12 protein-coding genes are annotated in these 12,412 nt (G+C 68.6%); 3 read left to right on the plus strand and 9 right to left on the minus strand.

The features are described from left to right. Nucleotides 1–17 precede the first annotated feature (17 nt). Nucleotides 18–1,025: a GguC family protein gene (gene gguC / locus NRY95_15405; protein ID UYC15108.1), complete on the minus strand. Its 1,008-nt coding sequence runs from the start codon at nt 1,023–1,025 to the stop codon at nt 18–20. Between the two features lie 150 nt (nt 1,026–1,175). On the opposite strand from gguC, the gene NRY95_15410 reads away from it, so the two are divergent. Next, nucleotides 1,176–2,171 (plus strand): LysR substrate-binding domain-containing protein, encoded by a 996-nt coding sequence (locus NRY95_15410; protein ID UYC15109.1) that lies wholly within the window; start codon nt 1,176–1,178, stop codon nt 2,169–2,171. Between the two features lie 160 nt (nt 2,172–2,331). Here NRY95_15410 and NRY95_15415 read toward each other — a convergent pair whose 3' ends face one another. Next, nucleotides 2,332–3,129: an SDR family oxidoreductase gene (locus tag NRY95_15415; protein ID UYC15110.1), complete on the minus strand. Its 798-nt coding sequence runs from the start codon at nt 3,127–3,129 to the stop codon at nt 2,332–2,334. 174 nt (nt 3,130–3,303) lie between these two features. On the opposite strand from NRY95_15415, the gene NRY95_15420 reads away from it, so the two are divergent. Beyond that, nucleotides 3,304–5,028 carry a dihydroxy-acid dehydratase gene (locus NRY95_15420; protein UYC15111.1) on the plus strand — a complete coding sequence of 575 codons (1,725 nt, stop codon included), beginning with the start codon at nt 3,304–3,306 and terminating at the stop codon, nt 5,026–5,028. Between the two features lie 103 nt (nt 5,029–5,131). On the opposite strand, the gene NRY95_15425 is transcribed toward NRY95_15420, so the two are convergent. From NRY95_15425 to NRY95_15445, 5 genes are all read right to left on the minus strand, one after another. Then, entirely contained in the window at nt 5,132–5,518 is a 387-nt protein-coding gene (locus NRY95_15425) for a hypothetical protein (protein ID UYC15112.1), read from the minus strand. Nucleotides 5,519–5,647: 129 nt separating this feature from the next. After that, on the minus strand, nt 5,648–6,034 hold the full coding sequence (locus NRY95_15430) for a DUF805 domain-containing protein (protein UYC15113.1): 387 nt from the start codon (nt 6,032–6,034) through the stop codon (nt 5,648–5,650). 84 nt (nt 6,035–6,118) lie between these two features. Next, on the minus strand, nt 6,119–7,504 hold the full coding sequence (gene radA / locus NRY95_15435) for a DNA repair protein RadA (GenBank protein UYC15114.1): 1,386 nt from the start codon (nt 7,502–7,504) through the stop codon (nt 6,119–6,121). A 198-nt stretch (nt 7,505–7,702) separates the two neighbouring features. Further along, a complete protein-coding gene (locus NRY95_15440) occupies nt 7,703–9,592 on the minus strand; it encodes a tetratricopeptide repeat protein (GenBank protein ID UYC15115.1) in 1,890 nt (629 codons plus the stop codon). Between the two features lie 287 nt (nt 9,593–9,879). After that, nucleotides 9,880–10,314, minus strand: a complete 435-nt coding sequence (locus NRY95_15445; GenBank protein ID UYC15116.1) for a MarR family winged helix-turn-helix transcriptional regulator — start codon at nt 10,312–10,314, stop codon at nt 9,880–9,882. Nucleotides 10,315–10,402: 88 nt separating this feature from the next. Between NRY95_15445 and NRY95_15450 the strand changes: the two genes are divergently transcribed. After that, on the plus strand, nt 10,403–11,287 hold the full coding sequence (locus NRY95_15450; GenBank protein ID UYC15117.1) for an SDR family NAD(P)-dependent oxidoreductase: 885 nt from the start codon (nt 10,403–10,405) through the stop codon (nt 11,285–11,287). Nucleotides 11,288–11,448: 161 nt separating this feature from the next. Here the strand turns inward: NRY95_15450 and cyoD are convergent, their stop codons facing one another. Further along, a complete protein-coding gene (gene cyoD / locus NRY95_15455) occupies nt 11,449–11,784 on the minus strand; it encodes a cytochrome o ubiquinol oxidase subunit IV (protein ID UYC15118.1) in 336 nt (111 codons plus the stop codon). Then, on the minus strand, nt 11,784–12,410 hold the full coding sequence (gene cyoC, locus NRY95_15460; GenBank protein UYC15119.1) for a cytochrome o ubiquinol oxidase subunit III: 627 nt from the start codon (nt 12,408–12,410) through the stop codon (nt 11,784–11,786). The genes cyoD and cyoC overlap by 1 nt, the downstream gene beginning before the upstream one ends. Between the last annotated feature and the right edge of the window lie 2 nt (nt 12,411–12,412).

Raw genomic sequence — 12,412 nt, forward strand, 5'->3', positions numbered from 1 at the left:
GCGGTTCTCCTGTGCGGTTACAGCGCGCGCACGCCGCCCAGTTCGAACCCGGCCGACACCCGCTGCAACGGATTGACCAGCGCTGCGCCCAGCTCCGGCAGTTCGATCTCGAAGCGATCGCCCGGCTCGGCCTGCACGCCGTCGGCGAAACTCAGCGTGGCGGTGCCGAAGAAGTGCAGGTGCACGTCGCCGGGCACGCGATGCGCCGCGTACTTGAAATGGTGGTATTCCAGGTTGGCCAGCGAGTGGCACATGTTGGCCTCGCCGGTGACGAAGGGTTTCTCCCAGATCACCGCATCGCCGCGGCGGATGCGGCTGCTGCCGCGCAGGTCGCGCGGCAGCTCGCCGCTGCGCAGCTCCGGCCCGACCGCGCAGGCGCGCAGCTTGGAATGGGCCAGGTACAGGTAGTTCTGGCGCTCGGTGACGTGGTCGGAGAATTCGTTGCCCAGCGCGAAGCCGAGCCGGTACGGCACGCCGTCGGCGCCGATCACGTACAGCCCGACCAGCTCCGGCTCCTCGCCGCCGTCCAGCGCGAAATCCGGCGACGGCAGCGGCGCGCCCGGTGCGACCAGGATGCTGCCGTCGCCCTTGTAGAACCATTCCGGCTGCGCGCCGGGCCGGCCGTCGCGCGGGATGCCGCCTTCCACGCCGAGCTGGAAGATCTTCATCGAATCGGTGAGCGTGCCCTGCTCGGCCTGCTGCTGCAGGTTCTGGTGCATCGCGTCGCGGGTGGCGGCACTGCCCAGGTGGGTCAGGCCGGTGCCGGTGACGCGGCAATGCGCCGGGTCCGGATGGGTCAGCGGCGACAGCACGCGGTGGTTCGCCAGCAGCGCGGCGTAGTCGAGCACGATGTCGCCGAGTTGATGCGTGGCGTAGTCGTCCAGGCCGAGGCCGGCGGCGAGCGCGGCGTTGGCCAGCGCATAGGTCGAGCCGACCTCGCGCAGCAGGCGCACCTGGGTGCCGTCCGCCGCCACCGCGCCCACGCGGGGAATGCCGGACTCGTCGAGCAGTTGGATCAATCGCATGAATCGGTCGCCTGTCGGAATACAAAGAGCGGCGCGGCAGCACAGACCGCCGGTGCCGCGGATGCGCTTCTATTCTGGCCGGATGACCTATATGCAACAAATATCGTTTTTGGCTTAATGTATACGAACATTCATATGCATTGGGCCGCCATGTCTGCCGCCACGCCCTGGTACGTCCGCGCCCGCCTGAAGACCCGGCAATTGATGCTGCTGCTGGCGATCGAGGAGGAAGGCAACATCCATCGCGCCGCCGAGACCCTGAACATGTCGCAGCCGGCCGCGTCCAAGCTGCTCAAGGACCTGGAAGACATGCTGGACGTGCCGCTGTTCGAGCGGCTGCCGCGCGGCATGCGCCCGACCTGGTACGGCGAGGCGATGATCCGCCACGCGCGCATCGCCCTGTCCAGCCTGGGCGAGGCCGGCGCCGAGATCGAGGCGCTGAAGGCCGGCTATTTCGGCAGCGTCAGCGTCGGCGCCATCGCCGGGCCGGCGATGACCCTGCTGCCGGCCGCACTGGCCCAGGTCACCGAACAGCATCCGCTGCTGCGCGTGGCGCTGCGCGTGGACGGCAGCGACGTGCTGCTGGAGCAACTGGCGCAGAACAGGCTCGACATCGTGGTGGCGCGGCTGTTCGCGCGCCACGACAAGCGCAACCTGCACTACCAGGCGCTGGCCGAGGAAGAGGTGTGCGCGATCGCCCGCCCCGGCCACCCGATCCTCGCAATGCCGCAGCCGGCGCTGCGCGCACTGGCCGATGCCGGCTGGATCGTGCCGCCGGACGGCAGCGTGCTGCGCCACCGCTTCGAGCTGATGTTCCAGAACGCCGGCCTGGAGCCGCCCAGGCGGGTGCTGGAGACCTCGGCGCTGGTGGTGCTGCCGCAACTGCTGCGCCTGGGCGACTACCTGGCGGTGGTGCCGGTGGACGTGGCCCGGCATTTCGCCGACCACGGCAGCGTGGCGATCGTGCCGGTGGAGCTGTCGTGCCGGATGGACGCGTTCGGCATCATCACCCGCACCGACTGGCTGCTGTCGCCGGGCGCGCGGATCATGCTGCAGGCGCTGCAGGCGGCCGCCGGACCGGTGTATGGCTACGTCGCGCCGGCCGAGGAAGCGCCGGCGCCGGCGGATGCGCGAACCGAAGGGTGAGGTCGGGGCTGAAGCCCCTCCCACAATGCATCCAGCGCACATGCCGCAAGCCCGCTGTGGGAGCGACTTCAGTCGCGACGAGCGAAGCCCGCAATTGCGACCGCTTCAGTGATCGGCAGAGGCCGAAGCCCCTCCCACATGTCGGCAACGCATCCGCCGCTCAGGTCCAGCCCGCATCCACCACGAACTCCTGCGCGGTGATCGCGCGCGCCTCGTCCGAGGCCAGGAACAGCGCCATGCGCGCGATGTCCTCGGGCATCACCTTGTCCGGCAGGCACTGGTTGCGCGCCAGTTCGCGCTCGCCGGCCTCGTCCAGCCACAGCGCGACCTGGCGTTCGGTCATCACCCAGCCCGGGGTCAGCACGTTGACGCGGATCCGCGCCGCGCCCAGTTCGCGCGCCAGGCCGCGGGTCAGTCCGTTCACCGACGACTTGGCGGTGGCGTAGACCGGATAGCCGCCGGTCTTGCTCTGCCAGCCGGTGGAACCGAGATTGACGATCGAACCGCCACCGAGCCGCTGCATGCCCGGCACCACCGCCTGGATCGCGAAGAACGCGGCGCGCTGGTTGATCGCCACGCAGCGCTCCCAGTACTCCGGGGTCACCGCGTCCAGCGCATGCCGGTCGTCGCTGCCGACGTTGTTGAGCAGCACGTGGAAATCGCCCAGTTCGGCGGCGGCCTCGCCCAGCGCCGCCTGCAGCGCGGCCACGTCGGTGACGTCGCAACGGCGCCACCACGGCCTGGCCAGGCCGGCCGCGGCCAGCCGCTCGGCCAGCGCCGCGCTGGCCTCGGCGGCCACGTCGACGAAGGCGACCTGCGCGCCCTGCCCGGCGAAGGCCTCGACCAGGGCCGCACCGATGCCCGACCCGCCGCCGGTGATGAAGACGCGGCGCCCGTGCAGGCTGCCGTAGGTTGCGTTGCCAGTGCCGAGGGGCGTCGCGCTTGCCGTGTTGTCCATGCCGTTTCGCTCTAGGTGGATAGGATTTTGATATATGAAAACAAATATCCATAGTCAGATATTTGTTATTTTTCATGTATCAATATGCCCGCTAGCATCGCCGACGTAAAGCACCCCGGGCGACGCCGCGCAGGCACCGATCCGGGCCGATCAGGTCTCGAGGATTCCGCCAGCATGGGCTCACCCACCAAACCGGTCCGCCGCAGCCAGGCGTGGTTCGGTCGCGAAGGCAAGCAGGGTTTCTACTACCGCAGCTGGCTCAAGAGCGCGGGCCACCCGCACGACATGTTCGACGGGCGCCCGGTGATCGGCATCTGCAACACCTGGTCGGAGCTGACTCCGTGCAACGGCCACCTGCGCGAGCTGGCCGAGCACGTCAAACGCGGCGTCTACGAGGCCGGCGGCTTCCCGCTGGAATTCCCGGTGATGTCGCTGGGCGAGACGCAGATGCTGCCCACCGCGATGCTGTTCCGCAATCTGGCCAGCATGGACGTGGAGGAATCGATCCGCGCCAATCCGCTCGACGGCGTGGTGCTGCTGATGGGCTGCGACAAGACCACCCCGTCGCTGCTGATGGGCGCGGCCAGCGTGGACCTGCCGACGATCGGTTTATCCGGCGGCCCGTCGCTGTCCGGCAACTGGCGCGGGCAGCCGCTGGGCTCGGGCACCGGGGTGATCCAGATGTCGGAGATGGTCCGCGCCGGCACCTTGAGCCAGGAAGACTTCGTCGAGGCCGAGGCCTGCATGCAGCGCTCCAAGGGCAGCTGCATGACCATGGGCACCGCCTCGACGATGGCCAGCATGGTCGAGGCGCTGGGCATCTCGCTGCCGGAAAACGCGGCGATTCCCGCGGTCGATGCACGCCGCGCGCGGCTGGCCCGGCTCAGCGGCCGGCGCATCGTGCAGATGGTCGAGGAAGACCTGCGCATCTCGCAGGTGCTGACCCGGTCCGCGTTCGCGAACGCGATCAAGGTCAACGCGGCGATCGGCGGCTCCACCAATGCGGTGATCCACCTGCTGGCCATCGCCGGGCGCCTGGGCGTGCCGCTGAGCCTGGACGACTGGGACCAGTTGGGGTCGCGGTTGCCGTGCCTGGTGAACCTGAAACCGTCCGGCCAGTACCTGATGGAAGATTTCTACTACGCCGGCGGCTTGCCGGCGGTGATGCGCGAACTCGGCGCCGAGCTGGAGCTGGACGCGCGCACCGTCAACGGCCGCACCCTCGGCGAGAACGTGGCCGACGCGCCGTGCTGGAACCGCGAGGTGATCCATGCACTGGACACCCCGTTCCGCGAACAGGCCGGCATCGCCGTGCTGCGCGGCAACCTGGCCCCGGACGGCGCGGTGATCAAGCCCTCCGCCGCCTCGCCGCACCTGCTGCGGCACCGCGGCCGCGCGGTGGTGTTCGAAAGCATCGAGGACATGAAGGCACGCATCGACGACGAAGCGCTGGACATCGATGCCGACTGCATCATGGTGCTGAAGAACTGCGGCCCGCGCGGCTACCCGGGCATGGCCGAGGTCGGCAACATGCCGCTGCCGCCGAAACTGCTGCGCGCCGGCGTCACCGACATGGTGCGCATCTCCGACGCGCGCATGAGCGGCACCGCCTACGGCACCGTGGTCCTGCACGCCTCGCCCGAAGCCGCGACCGGCGGCACCCTGGCGCTGGTGCGCGACGGCGACATCATCGAACTGGATGTGCCCGGGCGCTCGCTGCACCTGGAGGTCAGCGACGAGGAACTGCTGCGCCGGCGCAGCGAATGGACGCCGCTGCCGACGCCGCTGCGCGGCTGGAGCAAGCTGTACGTGGAGCACGTGCAGCAGGCGCACCTGGGCGCCGACCTGGATTTCCTGGTCGGCGGCAGCGGCGCCGACGTGGCGCGCGATTCGCATTAGGCGCTTCGACTCCGGCAGTTGCAGCCGGCAGCGTAGTGCGCCGGTGCGTTTGCAGCCGACGCGACGTTGTGCGACGGGCCTTGCCGGGAGCTGATGACCCACATCACGCATCCAGCGTAGCAATCCGACAGGGCAGCGGTGGTGTGTGGACGGCGGCGCAGAGCCATCGCGGCCCCAGGGCGACCAGGTCGAAGCGCCGGTTCAAGCGATGGCAGAACCCGCTGAGGTAGCGTTGCAGGCACTTCGGGCGCAAGGCGTGATAGGTGCCATGCAAGGCGTTCTCGATGTTGCCCAGCAAGCTGTTGCCCCGCGGATAACAGAACCCTTGCGGCCAGCGCTGTTCAAATACGGCTTGCCGGCATTGCGCTTCGCTGCCATGCCATAGGACTGCAGGAACGCCGGCAGGCGCATGCCTGCCTGGAACCGGATCAGGTTCTTCTTGGCCGTCGTCGCATCGCCTCTGTCGAATCAGCGGCTTGCATTGCAGCATCGGTTGGTTGCCCCTGGATCAAGGGATGCGACCGATCGGGAATCAGCTCACCGCAAGCGGCGCATGCGCGCCAATGCATCGGCAACGGCCGGGTCGCAGGACCCGGCCGTTGCGGGATCGCGCCGCAGATCAGGCCTGCTTCGGATCCGGACCGTAGGCGTTGGCGCCCCTGATCCCTTCCATGCACATGAAGACGAGGATCACCACGCCGCCCAGCCAGGGGATCAGGCCCAGCAGCACGTACCAGCCGGACTTGCCCTGGTCGTGGAAGCGGCGCACCTGCACCGCGATCGACGGCACCAGCACCGCGAGCGAATACAGGCCCAGCAGCACGACCGCCACCAGCGACAGCGCGCCGGTACCGTTCTGGCCGCCGACGCCGCCGCCAATCCCCATCAACACCATCAGCACGGTGATCACCACGATGTTCAACAGCGTGAACATCCAGTACTCCTTGCGCCGCGAACGCCCGGAAAAATCCGCGTAGCGCTTGAGCGGCATCAACATCCATTCCATTGTGTTTCCCTTTATTTCGAACCGCTGCCTCACTGCAGCGGGCGGCATGGTGGCATAAACTCCGCCGCAGGGAAACGCTTTCAGCTACTCGCTCGCCGCCTCCAGCGCCTGCGCCAGGCGCTCCACCGCGATCACCTCCATGCCCTTGACCACGCCGGTCTTGGGCGCATTGGCCTTGGGCACGATGGCGCGCTTGAAGCCGTGCGTGGCCGCTTCGCGCAGCCGGTCCTCGCCGTTGGGCACCGGGCGGATCTCGCCGGACAGGCCGACCTCGCCGAAGGCGATGGTCTTCTCCGCCAGCGGCCGGTCGCGCAGCGAGGACAGCACCGCCAGCAGCACCGGCAGGTCGGCCGCGGTCTCCTGCACGCGGATGCCGCCGACCACGTTGACGAACACGTCCTGGTCGCCGACCACGATGCCGCCGTGCCGATGCAGCACCGCCAGCAGCATCGCCAGGCGGTTCTGCTCCAGGCCCACCGCCACCCGCCGCGGATTGGACAGCGGCGAGGCATCGACCAGCGCCTGCACTTCCACCATCAGCGGCCGCGTGCCTTCGCGCGTCACCATCACGCAGCTGCCGGGCTGGTTGGCGCTGCTGCCGGACAGGAAGATCGCCGACGGGTTGGACACTTCCTTCAGTCCCTTCTCGCCCATCGCGAACACGCCCAGCTCGTTGACCGCGCCGAAGCGGTTCTTGAACGCGCGCAGCAGGCGGAAACGGCTGCCGCTCTCGCCTTCGAAATACAGCACCGCATCGACCATGTGCTCGAGCACGCGCGGCCCGGCGATGCCGCCTTCCTTGGTCACGTGGCCGACCAGGAACACCGCGGTGCCGGTCTCCTTGGCGTAGCGCACCAGCCGCGCCGCGCTCTCGCGCACCTGGCTGACCGAACCGGGCGCGGCGGTCAGCGACTCGGTCCACAGGGTCTGCACCGAGTCGGCCACGATCAGCCTGGGCCGCGCCGCGCTGGCGTGCTGCAGGATCTGTTCGATGCCGGTCTCGGCCAGCGCGTTGAGGCCGTCCAGCGGCAGATCCAGGCGCACCGCGCGGCCGGCGACCTGGGCCAGCGACTCCTCGCCGGTCACGTACAGCACCGGCAGCGTGCCGGCCATCTTCGCCAGCGCCTGCAGCAGCAGCGTCGACTTGCCGATGCCCGGGTCGCCGCCGATCAGCACCACCGCGCCTTCGACCAGGCCGCCGCCGAGCACCCGGTCGAACTCGCCGATGCCGGTGGACACGCGCGCCTGGTCGCGATGCTCCACGTCCTTGAGCGCGGTGATCTTCGGCGTCTCGGCCTTGCCGGCCCAGCCGCTGCGCCGCGCCGCGGCCGGCGCCTTGGCCGCCGACGCGCTTTCCAGCACGATCTCGCTCAGCGAATTCCACGCCCCGCACTCGGTGCACTGGCCTTGCCATTTGCTGTATTCGGCGCCGCAGTCGCCGCAGACATAGGCCGTTTTCGCCTTCGCCATCTCGTTCTTGCCCGCTGACAGAATGCGCCAGCATAGTGGCTGGCGGTCTCAAGGTCCGCGACCGTGCACGGGAGCGGCGGACCGATGCCGCGCCCGTGCATTCGTCCCGCTCCTACAGGGGCGAACGAGGGCTGCACGCGTTGCCGCGTTGCCCCCGCACGCAGCGGCCCATCGCCATGGACCGCCCCCGTTCCCCGCTCAGCGCGCCTTGTACAGCTCGCTCAGCCGGTCCGGCTTGCCGGCGATGCGTTCCAGGTGCGGATACTGCAGGCCACCGTGGTAGGCGATGCGCAGCGTGTCGTAACGGTTGCCGCGCTTGACCAGCAACTCGATCGGCGCGGTGCCGCCCTTGGCCGCGGTGATCGCCTCCTTGATCGTGTCGGCGCTGTACTCGCGGCCGTTGACCGCGACCACGCTGTTGCCGGCGATGATGCCGGCGTCGAACGCCGGACCGTCCCACAGCACGTCCTGCACGCGGCCCTTCTCGTCCAGGCTCAGGCCCAGCGAATAGGTCAGGCCGACGCCCTTCTTGGTCGCCTCGTAGGTCTTGATCGCCTCGTTCGGCTGGTCGCTGTAGACCAGCTTCCAGCCGCTGGCCTCGATGCCGCCGAGCAGCGAGCCGTGGCCATCGACGCGGCTGCGCAGGAACGTCGCCCAGTCATAGCTGGCCACGCCATCGAGCGTGGCGACGATGTCGTCGAAGGTATACGGATTCACGTCCCAGGCGCCGTCGTGCATGCCGAAGAAGGCCTTGGCGAAATCGTCGATCGAGCGCTTGTTGCCGCTGAGCTCGCGCAGCTTGGCATCCGTCTCCAGCCACAGCATCTGCCCGCCGGAATAGTAGTCCTCGCTCATCTGGTAGCTGCGGTAGGCGCGCGGCCGGCGCATCGACATGGTCGGATCGTTGGTGGTGTCCTGCAGCGCGCGCCAGGCCAGGCCGGGGCGGCCGCGCTGGTAGGTGGCGGCGACGTCGGCGAGCGCGTCGCGGGCCTGGTTCTGCGTCCACAGGCCGGAGCGCGCCGACAGCACTTCGCCCCAGAACTGGGTCTGGCCTTCGTACAGCCACAGCAGGCTGTCGCCCATCGGCACATTGAAGTTCGGCGTGGCCAGGTCGGCGCCGCGGCGGTACTTGCCGTTCCAGGAATGGTTGAACTCGTGCGGCAGCAGGTCGCGCCGGTCCCAGCTCTTGTCCCACTCGGTGAAGTAGTTGAGCGGGCCGCTGTTCTCGCTGGAGCGGTGATGCTCCAGGCCGATGCCGCCGAGCTTTTCGGTCAAGGCCAGCAGGAACTCGTAGTGGTCGAAATGGCGCGCGCCGTACAGCTTGTCCATCTGCTGCACCAGCGCCGCGTGCGCCTTGATCTGCTCGGGCTTGGCCTCCAGCGACTTGGCCTCGTCGGCGAACACGTTCAGGTACACCGGCGCCCTGCCGCCGGCGTCCAGCGCGATGCGCTTGTAGTATTTGCCGGCGAACATCGGCGAATCGACCAGGTCGTCGAAGTCGATCGGCTTGAAGGTCACGGTGTCGCCGACCCGCGTGGCGGTCTCCAGCGCGGTGGCGTAGCTCCAGCCCGGCGGCAGGGTCACGCTGGCCTGCGCCTTGATGTTGCGCGCGTAGGGGCCGGCCGGGTACAGCGCGGTGGTGTTCCACTGCAGGTTGAGCAGCTCCGGGGTCATCATCACCCGGCCCTGGCCGTCGCCCTGCGCGGACAGAAACTGGAACTCGGCGACGATCTCGCTGGCGCCCTGCGGCACCTCGACCTTGAACGCGTACACGTCGAACTGGTCGCGCTTCCACGGCAACACCTGGCCGTTGGCCTTGATCACCAGCCCGGCCAGCTTGTCGATCGGCCCGGTCGGCGAATGGTTGCCGGGGATCCACTGCGGATACAGCAGGGTCATCGGCCCCGGCGTGGCCGGAATCGTGGTGCGTACGCGGAAGATGCGGTGCGCCAGATCGGTGGCATCGACATCGATCTTCAGCGTGCCGGCGAACGGCACGTCCTGCGGCGGCGCGGTCTGCGCCGAGGCCTGGAAGGCGGCAGTGGCGGCCAGCAGCAGCGGCGCCATCCAGGCGGTGGACTTGTTCATGGGGTCTCCAGTGGGGGTACGGCGGACGGGCAACTCCTGATCCTATGCCGGTGGCGGCGTGGCGCTCTATGCCATTGGTCATGCATCGGTGCCATCGGCGCCCTCGATACCAACGCGTGCACGCCTTGCCGTGTCGGCCATCCATCGCTGCCGCCAGCGCCGCGATCGTCCGGCGAGAGGAGCGCGCGCTGGCGTATCGGCGCGCGGATCGTGCCGGCACGCTGCCGGTCAGGCGCACGTGCGTGCAGCCTCCAGCGCACGCCGCGCGATGGCGCTTCAAGGCCGCTTCAAGCGCGATTGAACTTCCCGAGCAGCGCCACCAGTTGCGCCAGCTCGACATCGTCCCAGTGCGCCAGCCGCGCCAGGAACATCTCGGCCTTGACCGCATCGGCGGCCTGCAGGCGCCGGTCGCCCGCGGCGGTCAGGCGGTATACCGTGCCGCGACCGTCGTGCGGATCGGCCATCGCCTCCACCAACCGGTGTTCGCTCAGCGACTTCGCCAGCCGGCTGACCGCGCTCTTGTCCATGCCGAGCAGCTCGGCCAGGCGCCCGGCCTTGCTGGGACCATGCCGCGCGAGCGCGGCGGCCAGCTGATACGCGGCGGGCTGCAGCGCGGGATGGAAACGCGCGGCCGACGCGGCCATGACCGCGCGCGATGCCGCCAGCAAGGCGCTCAGTTCGCCGCCCAACTCCCCGACCAGTGCCGCATGACGTCTGCCCATGTGTTCTCCGCATGCATCAAAAGTGCGCATGGACAGCGCGCGGCTTTCGTGATTTAGTTGATATATATCAACCAAATCATGCCACACCATGCTCACCCTTCCCACGATCCTCATCACCGGCGCGACCGACGGCATCGGCCAGCTGGCGGCCCTGGCGCTGGCACGCCGCGGGGCGCGCCTGGTGCTCACCGCACGCAGCCAGGTCAAGGCGGACAGGACCCGCGCCGCGATCCTGGCCGTCGCTCCCGCCACGCCGGTCGATGTGCATTATGTGGATTTTTCGGATCTTTCGGCGGTCGCGGCGACCGGCAAGGCGATCGCCAGGCAGCATCCGCGCATCGACGTGCTGATCAACAACGCAGGACTGCATGCCTTCCGGCAGCGCGTCAGCATGGACGGCTATGCGGAAATGATCGCGGTCAACTACTTCGCCCCGTGGCTGCTGACCCATGTCCTGCAGGAAACCCTGCTGCATTCCGCGCCGTCGCGCATCGTCACGGTCGGGTCGGAGGCCTCCCGCCATAGCGGCCGCCTCGCCATCGAACGCGACCTGCTCGACATCGCCGCCTTCGGCGTACGCGGATCCTCGCGGATCTATGGCCGCAGCAAGCTGCTGGACATCATGTTTTCCCTGGAATTGGCGCGCCGGCTTCGCGGCAGCGGGGTGACGGTGAACTGCCTGTGCCCCGGTTTCAACGTCACCGGCCTCGGCCGGGAATTGGGCTTGGCACGGCCGCTGGCCAGGCTGCTGCGATGGTTCGACATCGGCAACCCCCGCCATGGCGCCGACGGCATCGTGCGGCTTGCGGTCGATCCGGTTTTCGGCCGCCAGAGCGGTGCCTACGTGTCGGCCAGGCATGCCCGCGCGCTGACCCCGTGGGGACCGGCAAACAGCGACGCGGCGAGGCGGCAGTTGTGGGATGCGACCGCCAGCCTGCTTGCCCGGTTCGTCGCACCCGCCCCTGCGCACTGAAGGCGCGCATGCGAGCGATGTCGCTCGACCGGCGCACGCCGCGGCGCCACGCGATCGCCGACGAAGACACGCCTGCGCCGCAACGAAGAAGGCCGCCCGGAGGCGGCCTTCCTGCGTTCACGCGAACGACGGCATGCGCATGCCGTTGCGCGTGCCCGACCTCAATGCATCATGTTGACGTTGAGGTTGTGCATGACCCACAGCGAGCCGACCACCACGATGCCGATGATCAGCAGCGAGAACAGGCCCACGTGCACGTTGGAGCGCTGCTCGGCGGAGCGGTCCATGTGCAGGAAGTAGATCAGGTGCACCAGCATCTGCACCGCGGCCAGCACCGCGATGACGATGACGGTCACGCCCTTGGGGAACGCGCCGCTCATGACCATGCCGAACGGGATCACGGTGAGGATCACCGCCATCACGAAGCCGATCAGGTAGGACTTCAGGCCGCTGCCGTGCGACTCGGCGTGTGCGTCGGAAGAAGGGTGGTTGGCCATTACAGCGCTCCCAGCAGGTAGACGATGGTGAACACGCCGATCCAGATCACGTCCAGGAAGTGCCAGAACAGGCTCAGGCACGCCAGGCGGGTGGTGTTGCGCGGGGTCAGGCCGTTCTTGGCGATCTGGATCACCAGCACCGTCATCCACAGCAGGCCGGAGGCCACGTGCAGGCCGTGGGTGCCGACCAGGGTGAAGAACGCGGACAGGAACGCGCTGCGGCCGGGGCCGGCGCCCTCTTCGATCAGGTGGTGGAACTCGTAGATTTCCATGCCCAAAAAGCCCAGGCCCAGCGCCGCGGTGACCGCCAGCCAGGCGTACAGGCCGGCCACGCTGCGCTTGTGCGCGGAGATCATCGCCAGGCCGAAGCTCAGGCTGCTGAACAGCAGCAGGAAGGTTTCCACCAGCACGAACTTCAGGTCGAACAGTTCCTTGGCGGTCGGGCCGTCCACCGTCGCGCCGGCCAGCACCGCGTAGGTCGCGAACAGGCCGGCGAAGATGAGGCAGTCGCTCATCAGGTAGACCCAGAACCCGAACACGGTGTTGCCGCCGCTGTCGTGGTGGGCGTGGTCGTCGTGGCCGTCCGCGTGGACGGCGTGGTGGTTGTCGAGCGTCGTGGAGGACATGG

The sequence above is a fragment of the Xanthomonas campestris pv. phormiicola genome (assembly GCA_025666215.1).
Classification (GTDB): Bacteria; Pseudomonadota; Gammaproteobacteria; order Xanthomonadales; family Xanthomonadaceae; genus Xanthomonas_A; species Xanthomonas_A campestris_A.

Bases quoted from the DNA above. Each gene is read 5' to 3' on its own strand.
- gguC (UYC15108.1), bottom strand. From the start codon at position 1,025: ATGCGATTGATCCAACTGCTCGACGAGTCCGGCATTCCCCGCGTGGGC.
- NRY95_15410 (UYC15109.1), top strand. From the start codon at position 1,176: ATGTCTGCCGCCACGCCCTGGTACGTCCGCGCCCGCCTGAAGACCCGG.
- NRY95_15415 (UYC15110.1), bottom strand. From the start codon at position 3,129: ATGGACAACACGGCAAGCGCGACGCCCCTCGGCACTGGCAACGCAACC.
- NRY95_15420 (UYC15111.1), top strand. From the start codon at position 3,304: ATGGGCTCACCCACCAAACCGGTCCGCCGCAGCCAGGCGTGGTTCGGT.
- NRY95_15425 (UYC15112.1), bottom strand. From the start codon at position 5,518: ATGCTGCAATGCAAGCCGCTGATTCGACAGAGGCGATGCGACGACGGC.
- NRY95_15430 (UYC15113.1), bottom strand. From the start codon at position 6,034: ATGGAATGGATGTTGATGCCGCTCAAGCGCTACGCGGATTTTTCCGGG.
- radA (UYC15114.1), bottom strand. From the start codon at position 7,504: ATGGCGAAGGCGAAAACGGCCTATGTCTGCGGCGACTGCGGCGCCGAA.
- NRY95_15440 (UYC15115.1), bottom strand. From the start codon at position 9,592: ATGAACAAGTCCACCGCCTGGATGGCGCCGCTGCTGCTGGCCGCCACT.
- NRY95_15445 (UYC15116.1), bottom strand. From the start codon at position 10,314: ATGGGCAGACGTCATGCGGCACTGGTCGGGGAGTTGGGCGGCGAACTG.
- NRY95_15450 (UYC15117.1), top strand. From the start codon at position 10,403: ATGCTCACCCTTCCCACGATCCTCATCACCGGCGCGACCGACGGCATC.
- cyoD (UYC15118.1), bottom strand. From the start codon at position 11,784: ATGGCCAACCACCCTTCTTCCGACGCACACGCCGAGTCGCACGGCAGC.
- cyoC (UYC15119.1), bottom strand. From the start codon at position 12,410: ATGTCCTCCACGACGCTCGACAACCACCACGCCGTCCACGCGGACGGC.